Genomic DNA, 19,362 nt, shown 5'->3' with positions numbered 1-19,362 from the left:
CGTGCGTCCAATCCTCCGTGGAGAACGACGTCGTTGGCAAGCGGCTGCAAGTACTCCGCAGCAGACGCAGTAGCAAACAGCGCGATCGAGCGATGCGGTTTGGACAGTTCCGTAAACGGAATCTGACGATGACTATAAGACGCTCGATAAACGTCAACTTCTGTGCTTTAGTAGAGACAGAGCGAAATCGTTGATCCGCTCTGCCGTAGGAAGTCCTTTCCGGAGAAGCGCCCGAAATGTCCGAAAACGAGAAATCCAGTGATGTCACTGCACTCACAGTTCAGCTTCTGAGCGCTTATCTCGCCAACAACACTGTAGCGTCCGAAGACCTCGCTGGCCTGATTCGTTCGACACGTGAAGCATTGACGGCAGAGCCTGAAATACCAGCAAATGAAGCCGAAGATCAGGAGTATACTCCTGCTGTATCCGTTCGGAAAAGTCTGTCTTCTCCTGAGCACATCATCAGTCTTATCGATGGTCGCCCCTATAAGACGTTGAAGCGGCATCTTGCAGGACATGGATTAACGCCGGACAGTTACAGGGCGCGCTACAACCTGCCCGCATCCTATCCGATGGTGGCGCCCAGCTTCGCGGCAAAGCGGCGTGAAATTGCCGAGAAGATCGGGCTCGGCAGTCGGCGCAGTCGCAACACGCAAAGCGAGCAGCCTGCGCCGGAAGCCGCGACAGCTGGTGCTGACGCGGCAACTGCCGGCAAAAGCGAGAACGGCGACACTTCACAAGCGGGCAGCACGGCAGCCGTGAAGCCGAAGGCAGCGGCGAAACCGTCGCGTGGTGGGCCCAAGGCGAAATCTTCGGGGAAGTCCGCAGTGACGAACGACAGCCAGGTCGAAGAGGCCGTGTCTCCGAATCAGGAGGGCTCGGAAGCGGAGGTTACGACCAAGGCTGCGGCAAAGACCCCCGCCCGCAAGGCGCAGGCCCGCAAGAAGGCCGACGCAAAGCCGAAGATTTCGAACGTGGATGCAGACGCCGGCCAGGCCGAAGATGCCGCTGTGCAGGATGAAAGCGGGGTAGCCACCGGCCGAACGCGGCGCGGAAAGCTGGGTATCTTCGGGCGGGAGGGCGGCAAAGATCAAGCCGCAGACGCTGCTGTCGAACAGAGCGACGCTGCTGAGACGGATGCCGGAGAGAATGCCGAAGGGGCGCAGACCGGGAAGGCAGCGGCGAAGCGGCGTTCTTCGGCATCCGGGCGCATGGCCCGGACCCAGAAATCTGCATAGGCGGTAATCTCAGGGGCATTTACTGGATCAGGAAATCGTCTATCCCGTCGCGCTGGGTTTTGCGCCTTTGCACTTGACCGTGCGGCGGGGTAGGGCTTTGCATATCAATTGAGGTGGATAGGAGAAAACATGAACAACAATGATCTGGCAGACACCATCGCCGCAGGCGCTGGTCTGACGAAGGCAGACGCGCGCAAGGTGGTTGATGCCGTGTTCACCGCCATTGGTGATGCAGCCGCTAAGGGCGAGGAAATCTCGCTGAACGGCTTTGGCAAGTTCAAGGTCAAGGACACGCCGGAACGCGAAGGCCGCAATCCCGCAACCGGTGAGACGATGACGATCAAGGCTGCTCGCAAGCTGGCGTTCACGCCCGCCAAGGCAATCAAGGACAAGCTGAACGGCTGATCGCCTTCGCGAGACGTGGGATGGGCTGTATGGCCAGATCCCACGTCGGTTCTGCTTCCGATCCGAGGCAGCACGAACTTAGTCCGCGCCACTTCTGTATCGCTGCGCGCCAAGGCTAGAACTGGATTTCCTTGCCCTCGCAATCGAGTAGCTTGCCGCTGTCGGATACTTTCAGTTCATCGATGACGTCCAGCAGTTGCAGCGCCGCTCTTTCGGGATCGAGTAGCCGGCCTGCCGGCACGTTGCCCTGAAATGGCTTTGAGAGAGCTGTGTCGACTGTGCCGGGGTGTAGCGTTACCACTATTGCGCGATCGTTCCGCCGTCTCACCTCAATAGCGACATTGCGCATAAGCATGTTCAGAGCCGCCTTCGATGCGCGGTAAGCGTGCCACCCTCCCAGGCTATTGTCGCTGATCGATCCGACCCGCGCAGACAGGGCGGCAAAGACCGTTCGCTGCGATTGGGGCATGATCGGAAGAAAATGCTTCGCTACGAGGGCAGGGCCAATGCCATTCACTGCATAGCACTCAGCCATCCAATCCGGATCCAGTTCGCGTAAGGCTTTCTCCGGTCCCCTGGGGCTCAAGTGCAGGAGCCCGGTCGCTACCATTACCATGGTCACGGGAGGTCCCTGTGCAACATGGGCTGCGGCGGCCGCAATGCTGTCCTCTTGAAGAAGGTCAAGGTGCTGGGCGCCTCGTCGCGAACGGGCGAATCCGTGAACCACGTCGAAAGCGCCTTCCTCGATCAAGGCTGCCTCCAAGGCGGCGCCAATGCCTCCCGAGGCGCCGACGATGACAGCGGCCTGGTTCTTCCGGCTCACGATCGCAGAAAGCGCCAGCGGTCGGGTTCACTTTCGACCGGATCAAAGCGGTAGCCATCGCTGTCGAAGCCCTGCATGGCCTCTACATCGTTGATATGATGCTCGCACAACCACCGGGCCATCATGCCACGCGCACGCTTGGCGTTGAAGCTGACGAAGCGCGGACCGTTTGGCCCCGGCTCGCGGAATTCCACCTCGATCACGCGTATGCCATTCAGCTTGCCCTTCACGGCAGCGAAGTATTCCTGGCTTGCGAGGTTGAGGATGACTCCGGATCCTTCGGCTGCAACCTCCAGCCGCAGCCGATCAGCGATGCGGTCACCCCACCAGTCGGTCAGCGACTTGTGACGCGGTGCCCACCGGGTGCCCATTTCCAGCCGGTAGGGGCGAATGGCGTCGAGAGGACGAAGCAGGCCATAGAGGCCCGACAGCATGCGCAGATGGTTCTGCGCGAACAGAACGCCGCCCTCCTCCAGAGTATCGACATCGAACCCCGAGTACACGTCGCCCGCGAAGGCAAACAGGGCCTGCCGCTGAGGCAGGTCGGGGAAGTCGCGAAAGCGATCGGCATTGAGCTTCGCAAGTTTGGGAGAAATGTGCATTAACTCGGCCAAGCGCTTCTGGCTCAGGTGAGATGCCGATCTGGCGAGGCTTGACGCTTCTTCGGCGAAGTGCGGCGTCGTGGCATCGAGTGGCGGTATCGGACGCTCGAAGTCGAGCGTTTTTGCAGGTGAAAGAAGCGCGATCATCGGCGGGGAGGTAGCGGCGGTCCTTCTCGCCGTCAAACCGAACCCGCCCTCCGTCCTATGGCCGGCAGGACGGTCGGGCAGGCAGCTGTTGATCTGCCCTTCAGTCAGGTTCGTCCGGTGCAAAGTCGCTCCGCGTCTGTCCATGCGCGAGCACGGCAAACAGGCCCGTTCCGCCGATGACGTTGCCGGCTAGAGCAGGGAGGGTAAACTCGGCCCAGGCTTCCTTGAAACTGAGGACGCCGCTCAGCCAAAGGAAACTTGCCTGCGACGAACCGGTGACGACGTGGGAAAAACCGCCCAAGGCGATGACATAGGTGAGCAGGGCAATGACCCAGAACTCGCTTTCCCGAGCATTGGGAAGCAGCCAGGCAATGGAGGCCATGATGAAGCCGGCGGGAATGCCCAGTGTGAGTGTTCTGCTCCAGTGTTGTACTTCCAGCTTGCTGAGGACATCGAGGGCGACCACCCGTTGTTCGTGTGTGATGATCGTCTCCGAAGCCATGAGTGCACTTACCAGGGTGACCCCGAAAAGATTGCCCAGGATCACGCAGGACCATAGTCGGCCAAGCCGGAACAGCCCGGCCCAGGAAGGTGAACTGGCGACCGGCAGGACGGCCGTGACTGTGCTTTCAGTGAAGAGCTGGAGCCGGCCCATGATGACGATGATGTAGCCGATCGGATAGCCGAGATAATAGACGAGGGGGGACCAGTCGGTGTCGGGCAAGTGGCTGCGCAGGAACAGCTCGCACATGAGCGAGAGGGACATGGCAAGGCCGGCCGCAAGGCTGGAAAGGAGAAGAGCCACCGCCGGGCGGCGCAACTCCCCCTCGCCCTGCAGGCGAACCACTTCATGAACGACCTTGCTGGACCCTGCTCGCCGCGTTTCGACGTCTTCGACCTCACGCTCGTCCAGGGCAGCGCTGGCAGCCCGCTCATCCTCACTGTCAGGCATTCACGGGCTTTCCGCTGTTGATGTTGTGGCCGCTTCCCGGCAACCGGATCTTGGGGGATTTAAAGGTTTACTCGTCGGCCTTCGGCGGGTCAGGATCGGCCTTCCGCCAGCGATCGTCTTCTTCCCCTTTCTGGCCGGTCACGTTGCGGTGGTCACGAGGCTCGTACTCCCCCCGTCCGTCGCGGGGATCTTCCTGCTCTCTCCAGGATTTTTCAGGATCGCCTTTCTGACCGGTGACCTTCCGGGAGTCCATGGGCTCATATTCACCGCCGCCTGGCATGGCTCGCTCCTTTGTCTTGCCTGGACAATGAACGAGAGGGAGGGGGATGCGGTTCCAGTCACAGAGGTGAAGCAGAAGCCCGGCCCTGCGCTGGCGGCATCGTGGCTCATGTTGTTTGCCGGGCAGGAACGAGTGACGAGGCAAGTGCGTTCGAGGGGCTCTCCACCATGGGAACAGATCAACAGAGGAACAGATGAATGCCCAGGGCGACATTTGAAACACCGGATGGCGAAGACGTCGTGATTGATCCCGAGGATGTGGTGCATCTTTCCGCGGGCGAAGAGCCGGAGACGACCGTGATCGAACTGGAAGATGGGGAAGAGGTCGTGGTCGTGGCGACCGAGCTGGAAGTCGCGGCTGATCTGGGCCTCAATCCGTTGGAATACATCGACGCGGAAGACGATGATGAATCCATTGAGTCGCTTGTGGAAGATGACGACGACTTCGACCCGGGCGCATGATGATGGGCGAGGGTCTGATCGAGACGGACGACGAGGCCGCTCCAAAGGCGGACCGGGCTGCGCTCCTCATCATCGACATGATGAATTGCTTCGATTTCGAAGGTGCCGAAGACCTTCTGCCTCCCGCGCTGGACGCGGCTCGAGCGATACTGTCGCTGCGCGAGAAGGTGGAGCGGCTTGGCTGGCCGGTCATATACGTGAACGACAACTTCGGGGAGTGGCACTCCGAACGCTCCCGCCTCGTCGAGCGCGCGATGGCCAAAAAGAACCCGGTTGCAGAAATGCTGCAGCCACGGGGCGATGATTTCTTCATCATAAAACCGCAGTTTTCCGGGTTCTATTCAACGAACCTGCCGGTGCTTCTGCCGAAGCTCGGGGTGTCTCGGCTCATACTCAGCGGAATAGCCGCCGATATCTGCGTTTTGTTCACGGCCGCTGACGCTCACATGCGCGAGTATGACCTGTGGGTGCCCAAGGACGTGGTTGCCGCGGTATCGGAAGAGCGGAAGAACTGGGCCTTGGGCATCATGGAGGCAAGTATGGGCGCCGAGACAGCCGCTACGCACGATCTCTCCCCGCAAGACTGGTTGTCGCGGCTGTCTCAGGCCGGGTAGACCTGCCGCCTTTTACCGGAGCGTCGCCGATCCGCTGACGCTGTAGCCGGGCTGAGCAGGTTCGCCAAAAGCTGCCATGATCCTGTCGTGGCGTTCCGCGAGGGTGGCGCGATAGCCTGGATGCGTGACGATGTAAGGTTCGCCCTGTTCCACCGCGTGAACAACGGCCCGCCCGAGCCACACGGGATCCATCATGTTCGCCTGGATGGCCGCCAGCCGCGCAGGGTCCACTTCAGCCGCCTTCCCGGCATCATTCTGAGACATCCGGCTCCGTGTGAGTCCGGGGAAAAGTGTCGACACCCCTACGCCGAAAAGAGCCAGCTCCTCCCGCAGAGCATCGGACATGCCGAGCACGGCAAACTTGCTGCCGGAGTAAGCCGCGAAGCTCCCGAATGGGTTCAGGCCGTTCATGGAAGAGGTGTTCACGATATAACCGCTTCGCCGCGCGATCATGGACGGTGCAAACGTTTTTATGCCGTTGAACACGCCTGTGACGTTCACGGCCATGACCCGCTCGAACAGTTCAGGCGACACATCGACAAGGGGCATGAAACCGGTGGAGACGCCGGCGTTGTTGCATAGCACGTCGACAGCTCCGAACCGGGCGAGAACGTGTTCGGAGGCTTTCATCCAGCTGTCCAAGGAGGCAACGTCCAGCGAAACGGTCTGCACCACCGTGCCGTCCGGCAGCTTCGCCGCTTCTTCCTGGGCATAGGAAACATTTATATCGGCCAGCACGATATTTGCGCCACGTTCCGCAAAAGCGTGGGCCATCCCCCCGCCAATGCCGCCGCCCCCGCCCGTGATGAGCACGGTCTTGCCCTTCAGTTCGAACATGGGCGTACCCCTTCGTCCGCGGTGGAGCGATCGATGCGCATGCGATCACGCCAAGGGGCGCTTCTCACCTCATCCGGCCCCTGTATCTCGACGGCGAGGGCTACGTGTGCCAGCGAAAGCATGAGGTCCATCAGGCGCTGGTCTGCCGGGGAGTAGGCTGCGAACGCCTTCGCATCCAGGCTGGCAAGGGCGTCGTCAAGGCGGGGGCCGGCAGCCGCAAAGAATGCCTCGCGTTCTGCCACCGTGGACGCGCTGCGCAACGCGGCACGCCTTGCGGTCCCGTCGACCGCCCATCGGGAAACGAAAGGTTCAAGGTCTCCGAAGCCGGCGGGAAGCAGGGGGGGCGCACTGCTCACAGCACGTCTCCCATTCTACGAGCGTGTTCCTGCACCCGTGAATCCACTTCGTTGAACAAGTGACGGCAAAGGGCTTCCATGCTCTGGAAGTGCATGTGCTTCAGCGCGCCGCTTGCCAGACCGTTCTGGCCACGTTCGATCATGGCGATATCCTCGCAATGGATGTCGCGGATCTGCGCCACCGAGTATTCGCGAGCGAAGCGATGGCTGGCATCGCGGTCTTCCCCGACCCAGTACACCCGCACCACACCGCGCGAACGGTCGGCGGAGATGGGGTAGACGGTGTGCGAGAAGGGCTGTGTCGGCGTCCCTATGATGAAAAGGTTGGGGAAGAAGGCCAGGTAATCACGCCCGTAGGGAAGGTCGAGCAGCCCTTGCTCCGCCAACGGCGGTATGCCGCGCATGGCTGCCGCGCGCTGGAATGGCTTAAGGTCGGGCGCGGGATTGGACCATATCCGCTGAGTTCGGTGCGGCCCTTCAAACCCCATGGTGGCCGGATAGCCGAACTGGTTGTCGCCACCGATGCCCGCGCCGCCCGAACGGGGGTGAATGAAACGAAGGTGATAATTTTCCTGGAAGTTGTCGTAGGTCAGCTTCCAGTTGGCGGCGATGTCATAGGAGTACTGCGCGAAGGTCGTTGCCCGGGCGACGGGCATCTGCTCCAGCCGTTCCGCATAGGCGCCAAGCCAGTCCCGCAGCGGCGGTGCGTCCTGGTCGAAGTTGACGAAGAGGAGGCCGCCGCACTCTTCCAGTCGAACGCTTACGAGCGAGCAGTCCGCCTTATCGACGTGGAAGGCGTCGAAGTCGGGGGCGGAAAGGAGAGCTCCGTCGGTTCCAAAGGTCCACATGTGATACGGGCAGCTGAACTTCGACTGTCGGCCCGCCGCCTCGTCGACCAATTGCGTGCCTCTATGAGGGCAGACGTTGTGAAACGCACGAACCCGATCATCCCGTCCGCGGACAATGAGCAGGGATGCGCGCGCAAACTCGAGGTCGCACCGGATGAAGCTGCCGGGCTCCGGCACTTCACACAGGTGAGCGACATGGATCCAGCTTTTCAGGAACACCGACTGGCGTTCGAGTTCGAAGTATGCGGGATCATAGTAGGGTTTTGTGGGGACAGGGTTCGTGCCGAGCCAGGCAAGATCCTCTGCAGGGATGCGTTTGAAAGTGGAAGCGACGTCGTTCACGGAGCGAATCCTGTCTTGTGTCGCCGGCAGTGTAGCCGCCATCGACAAACTTCCAACAGTGGTGTTGGAAGTCAGGAGCTCGAGAACAGGCCGTCCCTTTTCAGCATACGTTGCTGTTCAGCGCGGAAACGGGCCACAATCTCGTCTTCCGGAAGGTCCGGGCGCACGCTGTTCCGGAACACGTGGGGGCCAATTATCGCCCCGGCGAGGAGGAAGGTGCAATAGACCTCCACGTCGAGACCGGCGGTGTCCCGCAGCATGTCCTTGTTTGCCGCGATGAAGTCGTCCCACTTCGGGTACCGGTCCCGAATATTGCCCGGCGCTATGAACTGTTCGATCCACAGCTTGATGAGATCGGGATTCTCCAGGACGAACCGCGCGACGAAGTCGATGCGGTCCTGCTGGTTGCCCTCGCCTTTGAAGCCACGGGTCAGTTGCTGGGACGACCATGCGCTCACGGCCTCCAGCAAGGCTTCGCGGGTGGCGAAGTGGTAGTACACCGTCGCCCGGTTCATGCCGACGGCCCGCGCCAGTCCGGCAACGGTGAGCGTCTCAACCCCCTTCTCGGAAATAAGCCGTACCGAGGCTTCGATCAGCGCTTGATGTGTGGCTTCAAACGACTTGTTCCGGCGGGACTGTGCGGGGCGGGGCGGCGTGTCGGGCGATGTCATACACGGGCTTATGCGTGACCATCGCTGCTATGCAAAGCTGCGAACCTGGCGCAACGCCTTGCGCCGCGCCAGGTCCCGGTGCCGGAAGCCGGCATCGGTGCTGTCAGTACTTCAGCGAAACCGTTGCGAACGCCGAGCGGCCGGGCGCTATGGTTGCGAAGTGAGTGGTGTAGGTGCGATCGTAATAGCGCTTGTTCGTCAGGTTTTGGACGTTGACGCGCACGTCGATATTCTCCGTCAGCCTTGCGGACGCGGTTGCGTCGAAGCGCCAGTAGCCCGGAATCGACCGTTCGATCGTGTAGTTGCTGCCACCGATGTTAACGTTGCCGAAGCTGCCGTACTGCTTCGAGTTGTAGATCGCGCCGCCGCCGATCTGGAATCGCTCGGCGATGTCGAAGGTCGTCCATGCCGTGAAGCTGTGCTTGGGCGTATTGGGGAACGGCTTGCCGATGCCGAAAGCCGTGGTCGGAGTGACCGTACCGATGCTGCGGACTTCGGAATCCATGTAGGTGTAGCCGCCGAAGATGCTCCAGAACGGAAGCGGCCTGCCATTGAAGCCGGCTTCGAAGCCCTGTATCCGCCGCTCACCGACATAGAGCGGGATGTTGTCAGGCCCGTTGGTGCGCGCGTTCTTCGTTTCGGTCCGGAAGGCCGCAAAGGTCAGACCAAGCGCGGCATCAAGGAACTCCCACTTCGTTCCGATCTCGTAGGACTTGGTGTTCTCCGCCTTGAGATCGTCAAGCGTGGCAAGTCCGATAGCGTTGCCTTCACTGCCTTCGCCGACCATGCTGCCCGGAGGCGTCGTCGACTTGGCGTAGGAGACGTAGATGCTTCCATTCGCGGCGGGCTTGAAGATCAGCCCAGCCTGGTAATTGAGGAAGTCATCCTTGCGCGTCAGCACCGGGCTGGTCGCGGTTGTCGGGATCGTCGTTGTGGAGGTTTCATACCAGTCCTGCCGGATGCCGAGATTGAGCAGCAGGGAATCGGTCAGCGTGATCGTGTCGAGGGCGTAGAGGGAGTAGGTGGTCGCCTCGGTCTTCGCATTGATCGGGTTGCGCGCAACAGGAACGATGCTGCCGTTCACCTGGACATTCTGCCACGGATCGTACGGATTTGGGTTGATGAGCGTGGTGCAGTTGTACGCGGCCTGGTTCGCGGCACCGCAGCGCAGGGCGTTGCTGGTGGTCACGTTGGTGTTGACGTTGTAGGAGCCACGCTTTGACTGCTCCCAGCTCGCTTCTGCGCCAACGGAGAAGGCGTGTTCAAGGCTGCCGGTGGCGAAGGTTCCGGACAGGTCGATCTGCCCGACCATGGAATCGACGTTGCTCCAGCGCGTATTCACGCGCCGCCAGACACGTCCGTTCTGAACGTTACCCTGGCTGTCGTCAGGCTGCGTGATGATGTAGGATTGCTTGACGTTGGCGTACTTTGCTGTCCCACGAAGCTTCACCGTGTCAGCAAGATCATGCTCTGCGCGCAGCAGGAGTTCGTCCACGTTTGTTTTGCGGAAGTCGCGGTCGGCAAGGCCGTAGAAGGTGTCGCGCGGTACGTCGGCAGGATGGATGTCCAGCAGGTCGGTCGATGTCACCTGGCCCGCCGAGCGCTCAAACGGAATGCCAGGATCCGGAATGTCGTCGCTTTCAAGGTGATAGAAGTTGACATAGGCGCGCGTAGACGTCCCAAGGCCAAGAGCGACGGACGGGGAGATACCCCACCGGTTGTAAGTGACGACGTCGCGCTCGGCCACGTCCGCATCATGCCACATTGCGTTGAGGCGGATCGCGGCGACCTCACTCACCTGGTAGTTCGCGTCGATAGTAGCACGCTTGTAATCATCGGTGCCGTAGCTCAGGTCAGCGCGCGCATCGGTGCCGAGGTGCGGCATCTTGCTGACGAGGTTTATGCTGCCGCCCGCGCTGCCGCGTCCGCCCATGGTGGAATCGCTGCCCTTCACGACCTCAATCTGTTCAATCGCGAAAATCTCTCGCGACTGTCCGCCGACACTGCGGACCCCGTCGATGAAGGTGCTGCCTTGTGCGTCGAAGCCGCGGATGAAGGGGCGGTCGCCCTGCGGGTTGCCCCCTTCGCCGGCGCCGAAGGTGATGCCCGGGACCATGCGAAGCGCTTCCACGAAGCTGGTCGAGCCGCTTTCACGGATAACTTCGGAGGGCAGGACCACGATTGACTTCGGAGTGTCGAGGAGGGGAGCGGTGTACTTCGGTGAATCGGCTCGATCCACCTTGTAGGGCTGCTCTTCGATCACGGTGTCGGATACTGTGACCCCACCAAGCGACGGCGTCTGGTCCTCGGCTTTGTCCTGAGCAGCGACAGGTGAGGCTGCGAAGCCGACGCAGGCAAGAGCCAGGTAAGCTGGACGGACTGCGGGACGTGAATGGCGGCTGCGGCTACTTGGCACAAGAATCCCCCTTGTTTTTGCTTGGCTTGCTAAGTGAATGAAGAATTCGACGCGGGTACTGATGACCGCTGCGCGAGCTGTCTGGGCAGCGTGCTGGAAAGCGCGTTTTGTCAATCAGGCTTGGGATGCACGCGCATGGATGCTTGCTAGGTGGTGAGCAGGCGCCGCTTGAAGTCGTCCGGAGCTGTCGGAGCCTCGCCCGAAAAGGCGTTCCGCAGAAAGCCTGCGGAGCTTGCCAGCTCTGTCATGTGCTGCGCCATATTTCCCCCCGGCCGTACGATGTCGGCTGTTGTTGCGACTGCCTCTTAATAGCGAAAGCGTCAGTCGGCAAGCGTAATTCATCCGGTCATGAACGCCGCTGAAGGGAGCGGGTCCAGAGGCCCTTCACCATCTGACATGTTGATGGTGAGCTGTTCCCATCGGGTGGCTGTCATGCCGCTCCTACGCCGCCACCACCGCAGGAGCGATAGACGCGAACGTACAGGAAGCCGTGAATGAGCCAGGGGGCTGCGCGGACCGTCGCGGGAGTCTGACCTGCTGCCTTGCGCGATCAGAAAAGGCGCATCTTCCCTTAGATACCCGCGGCGGAGTTGTTGCCGCCGCCCTTTGCGCGGAACCACCGTGAACGGGATACGAAGCGCCACAGTGCCTGTGGGTGGCGGGCAGAGAGGGAAGCGAACTGGCGCCATTGGCCCTTGCGCCGTAGCTCTCCCAGCCGGTGCGCTTCGGCATAGAGAACCTGCCACGCCCGCGCCTGACGCAAGGCAACCATGGTGGTCCCGCTGGCCTGTGGTCCAAAGTCCAAGATCAGACCATCCATGATGTCGACGCGGGTTTGGGGCGTGAAGCGGGTCCGGGTGCCCTGCGAGCGCAAGCCGCTCATCTGGCCAACCTGCGTGGTGTAGATGTAATAGGGCCTCCGGTTCAGAATTGCGCGCCCACCCGCAAGAAGACAGCGGGCGTAGAGATCGAAATCTTCTGCAAACCGCAGGTTCTCGGAATACCGCAAATCCTTGGCTGCAAGAAAGCTGCGCCGCATCATCGGCTTGAGAAATCCGAACTTCAGAGGGGAACCAGGTCTTTCGGCGTGAAGAAGATCACTGATGGTTACGGCAGAAAGCCCCGTTTCATCGAAGGAGCATCCTGTTTCGCGGCCGCCCTGATCGTCGTAGTAGATCAGACCATCGAAAACGAGGTCGGCCTCGTGCTCGTCTCCGAGGCTCGAGAGCACGGCCAGGCGTTCGGGCTTGAACGCATCGTCCGCATCGAGGATCGCCAGCCAGTCACCACGGCTTTTCAGGCACCCCAGATTGCGTGCAACGCTGGGGCCGCCGTTCTCGTTCGTTTGCAGAACCCGTATGCGTGGATCCCGGCGAGACCATTCCTGCAGGCGGGCCAGGGTATCATCCGTGGAACAGTCATCGACCGCCAGCAACTCCCAGTCCTGCAGGCTCTGTTGGCGCAGGCTGCCGATCGCGCGGTCCATAAACGGCGCGGCATTGAAGCAGGGCATGATGACGGACACGTGGGGCATGGGTTCTCCAGAAAACAGGCCTCCCTCACACGGGGCGGTTCAACGTGCGTTTGATCCTCGCGATCGTCTGTTCGCCGAATACGCCCGAGACGACATTGCGGACCAGCCGTTTGGCGGTAGCGCCGTTCGTCTCGTGGCGCCTGACGTAGCTGCGCCGGGCGGCGGAGGCCTGATCCGGCCAGACCATGCGCTGCCCCTCGATGCTGAGGACGGGCCGACTGCTCAACTCGGCGATTTCCTGTGCCTGCCTGTCCTCGCTCTCGACGAATAGGCACGCGCCTGTCCTGATGTAGACCGAGGCCTTGAAGCGAGCATGGGCGCGTTGTCGCCGGCGTTCCTCTGCGGAAGGCAGATCCAGCATCCAGAGATGCTCGTACCGGATGCCGTGTGCCATCAGCCAGCGTTCCGTCTCGGGGCGGTACTTCTCGAGTCGGCTCGTCACGAGATGCTTGATCGGCACATTAGCCCGCAGCAGCGGCTTGGCGGTCAGCAGGAAGCTGCGGTAGCGCTCGCCGTCGTCGTTCTGGTCATGGGCGGGATCGTGGCAAAGGACGCCGTCGATATCGAAGCAGGAATCCGCAAGGCGTTTGTGACGCATCAGGTTCCATTCGAAGATGCGGGGTGATGCCACGGCTTCGAAGACGAGGTCGACTTCGGCGTGAGCAGCGCGTGTCCCGTAGACGGCGAGATAGACTGCGGGAACATCGGGAGCAGCCGCTCGGACGCGGTCGCGGACAGCTCGCATCGACTCCCCGGACGCGATGCTGTCGTCCACGATCAGCACGCGGCGGGGCCGTGCCGTCTGTATGGTCTGGCGTGCCGTGCGGCCGACGGTCGGCGTTCGCCCTTGCAGGTAGCTTTCCAGATCGAGCAGGGGCTTGTGCAACTGCAGCGCCAGCAGATTGGCGGGAAGAAGCCCGCTACGAGGCACGCCTACGACGAGGTCGACGTCATCAGGAATGGCGCCGGCGTGGAAGAACACGGTTTCTGCCAGGTCCGCGAACGAGCGATATTGCACATCGGGCTCCTCAAGGTTGCGATCGGGACGATGCGGCCGGATCTAGGTAGAAGGCCTCTAGGCGGGCGCGGACATCGACGCTCAACAGATCCTCGGCCGTGACCCGCCCCGCCTGCCCAAGCGATCGGCGCAGCGCTGGATCGCGGGCCAGTTTCATGATGAGATCGAATGCCTCCTCCGTCGTATCGAAGAGCAGCCCGTTTCGACCGTGCTCGATCACCGATGACGCGCCGGACGTGCGATCGGTCACGACCGGGAGGCCGCTTGCCATTGCTTCGATGATGACCCGGCCCCAGGGTTCAGCCCACTGCGGAGATGTGCGGTAGAAAAAGCAGTCCAGGTCGTGCAGAAACGCCGGTGCGGCGCAACTGCCGAGAGGCCGCATATGGATGAGGCCCGGTCGGGGGGCATTCGCCTGCATTTCGCTTGTGGCGCCCAGCACGTCGACTTCGCAGCCTTGTTCCGCCAGCCTCTCATAAAGCTGCATGTCTTCAGGATGATGCTTCTCCGGAGCATCGCGGCTGAGGCGGCCGACACGGAAGGTGGTCCTTCCCGAGCGATCGGCCGGCGTGAAGGCGTCGAGGTCAACCAGAGACGGCTCCACAGTTCCGCGAAACGGCACCTGGCTTGCCAGTTCCTTCGAGCAGAACACTATTTCCGGCTCGAGGCCGCAGGTACGGCGAATGAGATCGACCCGCGCGGTCAGCCGCTTCGCATCGGGCGTGTTGTAGGTCAGGATCACCCGCTCCGGTCGAGCCAGCCTGATCCAGTGGCTGATGTTGAAGTACACTCCCACGAATACCAGGGTGCCTCCGCGCGGGAAGGCCAACCGCAGGGTATCGATCCGACTGAGGTCGAACCCGGAGAAGGCCTCTGAAGGTGCGCCCCGAAAGTGCCAGATCCGCACTTCGGCGGCGGACTGAAGCTGTCGATAGAGGCTGACGGTTCGCCATTCGCTGCCGCCGGACGGGTTCAGCATTGGATTCACCAGATGAATCCTTGGTCTCCGGTCAGGTGTCATGCGGTCAGGCCAGAAGCTTCTTCAGGCGGACCCCGGCCTGCGCCATCGGGTACCTGAAGGGGGAGGAGAGGCCGAGCAGGAGCGCGAACTGCAAAGGGTTGTACCACGGCCGGAAGTGCTTCCAGCTGGCATGTCGCACCCGCTGCGTCTTGGCCGTCCGGAGGGCGTATTGGAAGGTTTCCCGATTGGCGAGGCGCATGAGCAGTGTTCGCGTCGATCGAGGTTCGCTGTCCACCATCGCAAGGATGGTGTCCACCATGCAGTGGCAGACGTTGTCGTGAGACAGTGAGGTCACCATGTTCTGGGAGTTCTTGAAGTAGATCGCGGAGCGCGCCGGCGTCACCTGCGTCGTGCCCAGCCGCGCCAGTCTAAGCCAGAGATCCTTGTCTCCACCCCGCCGGCACCGTTCCGCTGGAAAGAGGCCCGCCTCGATCAGGGCCGATCGTTTTGCAGCGATGGCGGATGTCCAGACCGGGCATTCGCCGCAATCCAACCAGACGCGGACGAAGTCCGCGAAGGGAAGCAGGCGATCTCCGCCGCCTGATCGCCGGTACACATCGGCGCTCACGAGGTCTCCGGGATGGATCTCGTCGTATCCCGTTCCGAACAGCACGGTATCGGCGGGTGCGCTCGAAATCATGCCGGTCAGGGCGGCAAGGTGACCGTCCTCCCACGCGTCATCGGCATCAAGGAAGGCGATGTAATCGGATTTCGCAGAGCGGATCGCCAGATTGCGCGCCGCGTATCCTCCCGGCCCAGGCGCCTGCCGCTCCAGAACCTGTACTCCGGGATAGCTGCGTGCGATCTGTGGACCATCGTCCGTGGACGCATCGTCGACAACGATGACCTCGGCCGGAGTGACCGTCTGGCGCTGCACGGAGTCAAGGGCGCGGGCGATATGCCGGCCCTTGTTGTGCAATGGAATGACGACACAAACAGACGTCACACGAAGATCCCGTTCCTGAACAAAATCACGGTAAAGCGGACCGCCTGATGGCAAGCAATGACCATAAATAGCTATCTCACCGCCTCTTGCGGGCAAAGTCAGAGCACCGATACCGCCTCCCGCGAGGCTGCCATCGGCATGCGCAGCGGATTGCCGAAATCCTGCACGAGGGCGGCGATCTGAAGGTCGTTGTCGGTGCGGTTTTGATCGTAGAGCCGCTCGCTCTGGGAGGAGGGCCATGCGGTCTGGTCGAAAAGACCACCAACCTTTCGATGGCGGGTTCCGGCCCGCCGGGCACACCAGTAAAACCACAGGTCATCCGCCGAAGGGGCGTAACGGGCAAACAGTTCCTGATTTGCGGCGTCCGGGTGCAGGGCGTTTGGCGGGTAGAGGACGCCGCCGATGCCGGTGGGCATCAGATCGACGCTGGCGTCGCGCGCTTCGGCATCCTGAACGTCCCATTCCCATTCGTGGTAGGGCACAAGTGCGCCGGGTCCCTGCTCTCTGAGGCGGTGGGCACGATGGCAACTGATTACCGGTTCGCTGCCATACTGCCCTTCCACCAGTGCGGTCAGCCACTCGGGCGGATAGAAGACATCATCGTCAGCGGTGGCGATGAAGGCGCGCGGAAAGGCGGACAAGGCGAAGACCAGCTTCTTGTAGCTGCGGACATCGCGCACGATCCTGAGTTCGATGCCCTGGGCAAACAGCGCGCGCGTCGCCCTGGGCAAAGCCGCAACATCTCCGTCCGCGATCCACAACACGATCCTGTCAGGCACGGTCTGCTGGCGCAGGAGGCTCTTGAGGGTAAGGTGGAGCGTGGCGTACCGCACCGGGTAGGAGGTGAGCGAGACGACCAGTTCGCCGGCAAGGCCATGGTGGCGCCGCGCGGCGGTCGGGAACGCCTGGACCAGACGGCGGTACTGCAGTTCACTGCGCAGGCGCGTATCGAGGCCCCGAGGCAGCAACCTGTTCGTGATGCTCTTCCCAAGATGCCTCAAGACGTTCGTTCCTGGTATATCTGCAAACTCGCGCAGGAACTTAGGCGAGGTTGAGCATCCTCGCCATTATACCTTAGGGATGCTTTCCGGCTGGTCGCATTCTTTAGGGTAGAGCGCCGGCGCGGATGAGTGGTTGACCAATTGAAAGGCTATTCATCAGGCCGCGCAGCTCATGTCGGGGTAGGCCGACATTCGTACAGAGCCGCAGAGGAGCCGCACCCCTCGACCGCTTAGGCCGACGATTGACAGGAACCACTCTCACGAGCGAGAGGCGGGCAATGGAAAGGGTCTCGTCCCGTCGGACAATATCATCGCCTGTCGGCGCACTCACGCTCCTTGCAAGTGACGCCGGGCTTCAGGCTGTGCTCTGGGAACACGACAGGTCCGGCCGGGTGCCGTTGCCGTGCGTGATAAAAGACGAAGATCATCCGGTCTTGACCGCGGCGGAGGCTCAGTTGCGCGAGTATTTCGCAGGCGAGCGCCGCACGTTCGATCTTCTGCTGGATTTCCAAGGCACCGACTTCCAGCGCAGCGTCTGGCATGCGCTCCTGGGCATCCCCTTCGGGGAGACGCGAAGCTATGGCGCGATCGCTCAGGCGCTCGGCCGTCCGGGCGCCAGTCGGGCCGTCGGCGCTGCCAATGGCAGGAACCCGATCTCCATCATCGCACCTTGTCACCGCGTGATCGGGAAGAGCGGCAACCTGACAGGCTTTGCCGGCGGCATTGAAGCGAAGATATGGCTGCTCTCGATGGAACAGGGCCAGCCATTGCTGCTGTGAAGCGGCAGGTACGCGAGGCCCGATCTATCCTGCACATGACGGGCGGCTCTCCCGCCGGAAATCAGCCGCGTCAGGCACTGAAAACCTGCGCTCAAGCGCCCGGCATGTTGCCGCCGTCAACAGGAACATAGATTCCGCTGATCGCTGCGTTGGCAGGATCGGCAAGGAACAGCACGGCGCGCGCGATGTCCTCGGGACTGGCGAGGCGACCCAGCGGGCTGTAGGCTTCCATCCGTGCGAGGAACGCCCGCTCGGTATCTTCTCCCGTCATGTTGCCCATGAGCATCTCGGTCGGCACCGCGCCGGGCAGTACGGCATTCACGCGAACGCCGTATCGCCCGGCTGCACCCGCGGCGGTGCGCGTCGTCATGAGTACGGCCGCCTTGGATGCGCAGTAGGCCGCTCCGCTGGGATTGGCGGTAATGGACATGCCGGACCCCATGTTGACGATCGAACCGCCACGTCCTTTTGCCTTCATGCGCAGGATTGCGTGCTTGCAACCGAGGAACACCCCGTCGGCGTTGATGGCGAGATGTTGGCGCCAGACGTCGAGCGGCATCTCTTCGAACGGTATGTTGGGGCGGTAGATGCCTGCATTGTTGACCAGTACGTCGACACCGCCAAGGGCCGCATCGGCGAAGTCCATGAGAGTGAGCCAGGACGCTTCATCCGTGACGTCGATGTGTCGGGGGATGATGGGGTTGCCGGCCGCTTCGTCTGCAAAGGCGATGTCCGCGCTGATGACGTTCGCGCCCTGCCGCGCAAATGCATCGACAATTGCCTTGCCAAGCCCGCCCGCACCACCGGTCACGACAACGTTGAGGTTCTGGAAGCGCTGCTCCGCCATTTTGAATTCTATTCCTTTCCGAGGGATGCTCACGATGCCCTGATTTTTCTGATCGAACTGTCGGCTTTGGCGGGTGCGTTCAGCGCCAGCCGGCGCTTCTCAGGAAGCGAGCCACTTCATCGGCCCACGCCTCCGGCTGCTGGTCGACGATATCGACGCCCCCACCTTCAAGTGCTGCGAAATCGAAATGCGGAAACAAGGCGTGCGCTCGGCGGGCGTGTTCAAAGATCATGTCTCCGGTATTGGAGAGTATCAGCGTGGGCTGCTGCAACAGGGCTAACCGCTCTTCCTGATCGTACATGAAGGCGGCATGATGGCCGTGCCAGAACGCTCCCCTGCCGAGCAGCGCCTGAACGACATAGTCGCTGAGGCGTTCGTGCGGGATGCTGTGTCGCGCCAGCTCGTTGCGGATGTCGAAGAGCTCCACCATGTGGCCGGCATGCTCCCGGGCGGCATAATTGCGTTCCCAGACGTGGAGGTTCTCCAGGAAGTTGGTCCGATCTTCAGGGCTGACCAGCAGAGGACCGTTGATTATCAACGCGGCGATGCGTTTTGGAAAGGCGAGGGCGCCTTCCGTTGCCGCCAGCGCTCCTGTGTGATGCCCCAGGAGAGCGGCGCGCTCGATACCTAGGGTGTCGAGAACAGCCGGTATCACCTGTGCATAATCCGCTACGGTCGGGGTTTCGGGCGCAGGGTCCGAAAGGCCGAAGCCCGGCATGTCTATCCCGATCGCGCGGTATCCGCGCGCGGCGAGCGGGGCGTAGACGTTGTCGAATTGTCCCGAAGTCATAGGCGCCTGGTGCAGCAGAAGCAGCGGCGCGCCGTCACCCATCTCCTGAAAGTGGACCTGGCCGAACGGGCCGTCGGCGTATTGGCGGCGCGGCCATGGCTGTCGCATGTCACATGTCTCCTTCGTGCCATTGCCACGCATCACGATCCTCACGTCCGGTAATCCTGCTGGGCGCGTCTCGGTTCGTAGCGCTTGCTGTTGCCCGGGCAAGACTATCCGGGTGCGGCGTTTCCGGCAGCGGGCGTACGGATGCTATCCGCCAGGTGGAGGTGCCATGATGGTGCACGGCGGGTTGTGCGCTCAGGCAGCCTCTCCGCCTGTTGATCATTCGTTTTCAGGGGTCTGTTTCTGTTGGTGCTGCGATGCTTGCTATTGGGGGATTGAAGCGGAGATTGGGTTCATGACTTATCGCCTGGGGGTGGACGTTGGTGGTA

The 19,362-nt window shown here is 61.8% G+C and carries 21 protein-coding genes; 5 read left to right on the top strand and 16 right to left on the bottom strand.

Annotated features, from left to right (window positions below; translation table 11 throughout):
- Nucleotides 1-236 precede the first annotated feature (236 nt).
- Together C2R25_RS12290 and C2R25_RS12285 are read left to right on the top strand one after the other, a co-directional pair.
- Nucleotides 237-1,238 (top strand): MucR family transcriptional regulator, encoded by a 1,002-nt coding sequence (locus C2R25_RS12290; protein WP_103729486.1) that lies wholly within the window; start codon nucleotides 237-239, stop codon nucleotides 1,236-1,238.
- A gap of 129 nt (nucleotides 1,239-1,367) precedes the next feature.
- Nucleotides 1,368-1,643, top strand: a complete 276-nt coding sequence (locus C2R25_RS12285) for an HU family DNA-binding protein (protein WP_103729485.1) — start codon at nucleotides 1,368-1,370, stop codon at nucleotides 1,641-1,643.
- Between the two features lie 115 nt (nucleotides 1,644-1,758).
- Here C2R25_RS12285 and C2R25_RS12280 read toward each other — a convergent pair whose 3' ends face one another.
- The 4 genes from C2R25_RS12280 to C2R25_RS12265 all read right to left on the bottom strand — a co-directional run bounded on the left by C2R25_RS12280 (nucleotide 1,759) and on the right by C2R25_RS12265 (nucleotide 4,447).
- The gene (locus C2R25_RS12280; RefSeq protein WP_103729484.1) at nucleotides 1,759-2,466 is read right to left on the bottom strand and encodes an SDR family NAD(P)-dependent oxidoreductase; all 708 of its coding nucleotides are present in this window, start codon (nucleotides 2,464-2,466) and stop codon (nucleotides 1,759-1,761) included.
- Entirely contained in the window at nucleotides 2,463-3,215 is a 753-nt protein-coding gene (yaaA, locus tag C2R25_RS12275) for a peroxide stress protein YaaA (RefSeq protein ID WP_103729483.1), read from the bottom strand. The genes C2R25_RS12280 and yaaA overlap by 4 nt, the downstream gene beginning before the upstream one ends.
- A 100-nt stretch (nucleotides 3,216-3,315) precedes the next feature.
- Nucleotides 3,316-4,167 (bottom strand): formate/nitrite transporter family protein, encoded by an 852-nt coding sequence (locus C2R25_RS12270; protein ID WP_103729482.1) that lies wholly within the window; start codon nucleotides 4,165-4,167, stop codon nucleotides 3,316-3,318.
- Nucleotides 4,168-4,234: 67 nt separating this feature from the next.
- The gene (locus C2R25_RS12265; protein ID WP_103729481.1) at nucleotides 4,235-4,447 is read right to left on the bottom strand and encodes a hypothetical protein; all 213 of its coding nucleotides are present in this window, start codon (nucleotides 4,445-4,447) and stop codon (nucleotides 4,235-4,237) included.
- A 197-nt stretch (nucleotides 4,448-4,644) separates the two neighbouring features.
- Between C2R25_RS12265 and C2R25_RS12260 the strand changes: the two genes are divergently transcribed.
- Both C2R25_RS12260 and C2R25_RS12255 read left to right on the top strand, forming a co-directional pair.
- Nucleotides 4,645-4,908: a hypothetical protein gene (locus C2R25_RS12260; protein ID WP_103729480.1), complete on the top strand. Its 264-nt coding sequence runs from the start codon at nucleotides 4,645-4,647 to the stop codon at nucleotides 4,906-4,908.
- A complete protein-coding gene (locus C2R25_RS12255; RefSeq protein ID WP_233203949.1) occupies nucleotides 4,905-5,522 on the top strand; it encodes an isochorismatase family cysteine hydrolase in 618 nt (205 codons plus the stop codon). Before C2R25_RS12260 ends, C2R25_RS12255 begins: the two co-directional genes overlap by 4 nt.
- Before the next feature lie 12 nt (nucleotides 5,523-5,534).
- On the opposite strand, the gene C2R25_RS12250 is transcribed toward C2R25_RS12255, so the two are convergent.
- The 10 genes from C2R25_RS12250 to C2R25_RS20230 all read right to left on the bottom strand — a co-directional run bounded on the left by C2R25_RS12250 (nucleotide 5,535) and on the right by C2R25_RS20230 (nucleotide 16,512).
- Entirely contained in the window at nucleotides 5,535-6,359 is an 825-nt protein-coding gene (locus C2R25_RS12250; protein ID WP_103729479.1) for an SDR family oxidoreductase, read from the bottom strand.
- Nucleotides 6,347-6,715: a hypothetical protein gene (locus tag C2R25_RS12245; RefSeq protein WP_103729478.1), complete on the bottom strand. Its 369-nt coding sequence runs from the start codon at nucleotides 6,713-6,715 to the stop codon at nucleotides 6,347-6,349. The genes C2R25_RS12250 and C2R25_RS12245 overlap by 13 nt, the downstream gene beginning before the upstream one ends.
- Nucleotides 6,712-7,905 carry an aromatic ring-hydroxylating dioxygenase subunit alpha gene (locus C2R25_RS12240; RefSeq protein WP_233203947.1) on the bottom strand — a complete coding sequence of 398 codons (1,194 nt, stop codon included), beginning with the start codon at nucleotides 7,903-7,905 and terminating at the stop codon, nucleotides 6,712-6,714. The genes C2R25_RS12245 and C2R25_RS12240 overlap by 4 nt, the downstream gene beginning before the upstream one ends.
- A 71-nt stretch (nucleotides 7,906-7,976) precedes the next feature.
- Entirely contained in the window at nucleotides 7,977-8,576 is a 600-nt protein-coding gene (locus C2R25_RS12235; RefSeq protein ID WP_103729476.1) for a TetR/AcrR family transcriptional regulator, read from the bottom strand.
- Between the two features lie 103 nt (nucleotides 8,577-8,679).
- Nucleotides 8,680-10,992 carry a TonB-dependent siderophore receptor gene (locus C2R25_RS12230; RefSeq protein ID WP_103729475.1) on the bottom strand — a complete coding sequence of 771 codons (2,313 nt, stop codon included), beginning with the start codon at nucleotides 10,990-10,992 and terminating at the stop codon, nucleotides 8,680-8,682.
- A 571-nt stretch (nucleotides 10,993-11,563) separates the two neighbouring features.
- Complete coding sequence (locus C2R25_RS12225) at nucleotides 11,564-12,526, bottom strand: glycosyltransferase family 2 protein (protein WP_103729474.1); 963 nt, start codon at nucleotides 12,524-12,526, stop codon at nucleotides 11,564-11,566.
- Between the two features lie 25 nt (nucleotides 12,527-12,551).
- Nucleotides 12,552-13,544, bottom strand: a complete 993-nt coding sequence (locus tag C2R25_RS12220; RefSeq protein WP_103729473.1) for a phosphoribosyltransferase — start codon at nucleotides 13,542-13,544, stop codon at nucleotides 12,552-12,554.
- Nucleotides 13,545-13,554: 10 nt separating this feature from the next.
- A complete protein-coding gene (locus C2R25_RS12215; protein WP_233203950.1) occupies nucleotides 13,555-14,523 on the bottom strand; it encodes a glycosyltransferase family 4 protein in 969 nt (322 codons plus the stop codon).
- 46 nt (nucleotides 14,524-14,569) lie between these two features.
- The gene (locus tag C2R25_RS12210; RefSeq protein ID WP_158250660.1) at nucleotides 14,570-15,511 is read right to left on the bottom strand and encodes a glycosyltransferase family A protein; all 942 of its coding nucleotides are present in this window, start codon (nucleotides 15,509-15,511) and stop codon (nucleotides 14,570-14,572) included.
- Nucleotides 15,512-15,609: 98 nt separating this feature from the next.
- Nucleotides 15,610-16,512 carry a glycosyltransferase gene (locus C2R25_RS20230; RefSeq protein WP_158250659.1) on the bottom strand — a complete coding sequence of 301 codons (903 nt, stop codon included), beginning with the start codon at nucleotides 16,510-16,512 and terminating at the stop codon, nucleotides 15,610-15,612.
- 278 nt (nucleotides 16,513-16,790) lie between these two features.
- On the opposite strand from C2R25_RS20230, the gene C2R25_RS12205 reads away from it, so the two are divergent.
- Nucleotides 16,791-17,291: a methylated-DNA--[protein]-cysteine S-methyltransferase gene (locus C2R25_RS12205; protein ID WP_103729470.1), complete on the top strand. Its 501-nt coding sequence runs from the start codon at nucleotides 16,791-16,793 to the stop codon at nucleotides 17,289-17,291.
- A gap of 91 nt (nucleotides 17,292-17,382) precedes the next feature.
- On the opposite strand, the gene C2R25_RS12200 is transcribed toward C2R25_RS12205, so the two are convergent.
- Together C2R25_RS12200 and C2R25_RS12195 are read right to left on the bottom strand one after the other, a co-directional pair.
- Entirely contained in the window at nucleotides 17,383-18,138 is a 756-nt protein-coding gene (locus tag C2R25_RS12200) for an SDR family NAD(P)-dependent oxidoreductase (protein WP_103729469.1), read from the bottom strand.
- Nucleotides 18,139-18,217: 79 nt separating this feature from the next.
- Nucleotides 18,218-19,036, bottom strand: a complete 819-nt coding sequence (locus tag C2R25_RS12195) for an alpha/beta fold hydrolase (RefSeq protein ID WP_103729502.1) — start codon at nucleotides 19,034-19,036, stop codon at nucleotides 18,218-18,220.
- Nucleotides 19,037-19,362: the final 326 nt, after the last annotated feature.

Origin of the sequence: Novosphingobium sp. HII-3 (genome assembly GCF_002916655.1) — a bacterium.
GTDB classification, from domain to species: Bacteria; Pseudomonadota; Alphaproteobacteria; order Sphingomonadales; family Sphingomonadaceae; genus Novosphingobium; species Novosphingobium panipatense.
The sequence above is the reverse complement of the archived record's forward strand: the minus strand, read 5'-3'. Positions and strand labels throughout refer to the sequence as shown.

Bases quoted from the DNA above. Each gene is read 5' to 3' on its own strand.
- C2R25_RS12290 (WP_103729486.1), top strand. From the start codon at position 237: ATGTCCGAAAACGAGAAATCCAGTGATGTCACTGCACTCACAGTTCAG.
- C2R25_RS12285 (WP_103729485.1), top strand. From the start codon at position 1,368: ATGAACAACAATGATCTGGCAGACACCATCGCCGCAGGCGCTGGTCTG.
- yaaA (WP_103729483.1), bottom strand. From the start codon at position 3,215: ATGATCGCGCTTCTTTCACCTGCAAAAACGCTCGACTTCGAGCGTCCG.
- C2R25_RS12270 (WP_103729482.1), bottom strand. From the start codon at position 4,167: ATGCCTGACAGTGAGGATGAGCGGGCTGCCAGCGCTGCCCTGGACGAG.
- C2R25_RS12265 (WP_103729481.1), bottom strand. From the start codon at position 4,447: ATGCCAGGCGGCGGTGAATATGAGCCCATGGACTCCCGGAAGGTCACC.
- C2R25_RS12260 (WP_103729480.1), top strand. From the start codon at position 4,645: ATGCCCAGGGCGACATTTGAAACACCGGATGGCGAAGACGTCGTGATT.
- C2R25_RS12255 (WP_233203949.1), top strand. From the start codon at position 4,905: ATGATGATGGGCGAGGGTCTGATCGAGACGGACGACGAGGCCGCTCCA.
- C2R25_RS12250 (WP_103729479.1), bottom strand. From the start codon at position 6,359: ATGTTCGAACTGAAGGGCAAGACCGTGCTCATCACGGGCGGGGGCGGC.
- C2R25_RS12235 (WP_103729476.1), bottom strand. From the start codon at position 8,576: ATGACATCGCCCGACACGCCGCCCCGCCCCGCACAGTCCCGCCGGAAC.
- C2R25_RS12225 (WP_103729474.1), bottom strand. From the start codon at position 12,526: ATGCCCCACGTGTCCGTCATCATGCCCTGCTTCAATGCCGCGCCGTTT.
- C2R25_RS12215 (WP_233203950.1), bottom strand. From the start codon at position 14,523: ATGCTGAACCCGTCCGGCGGCAGCGAATGGCGAACCGTCAGCCTCTAT.
- C2R25_RS12205 (WP_103729470.1), top strand. From the start codon at position 16,791: ATGGAAAGGGTCTCGTCCCGTCGGACAATATCATCGCCTGTCGGCGCA.
- C2R25_RS12200 (WP_103729469.1), bottom strand. From the start codon at position 18,138: ATGGCGGAGCAGCGCTTCCAGAACCTCAACGTTGTCGTGACCGGTGGT.
- C2R25_RS12195 (WP_103729502.1), bottom strand. From the start codon at position 19,036: ATGCGACAGCCATGGCCGCGCCGCCAATACGCCGACGGCCCGTTCGGC.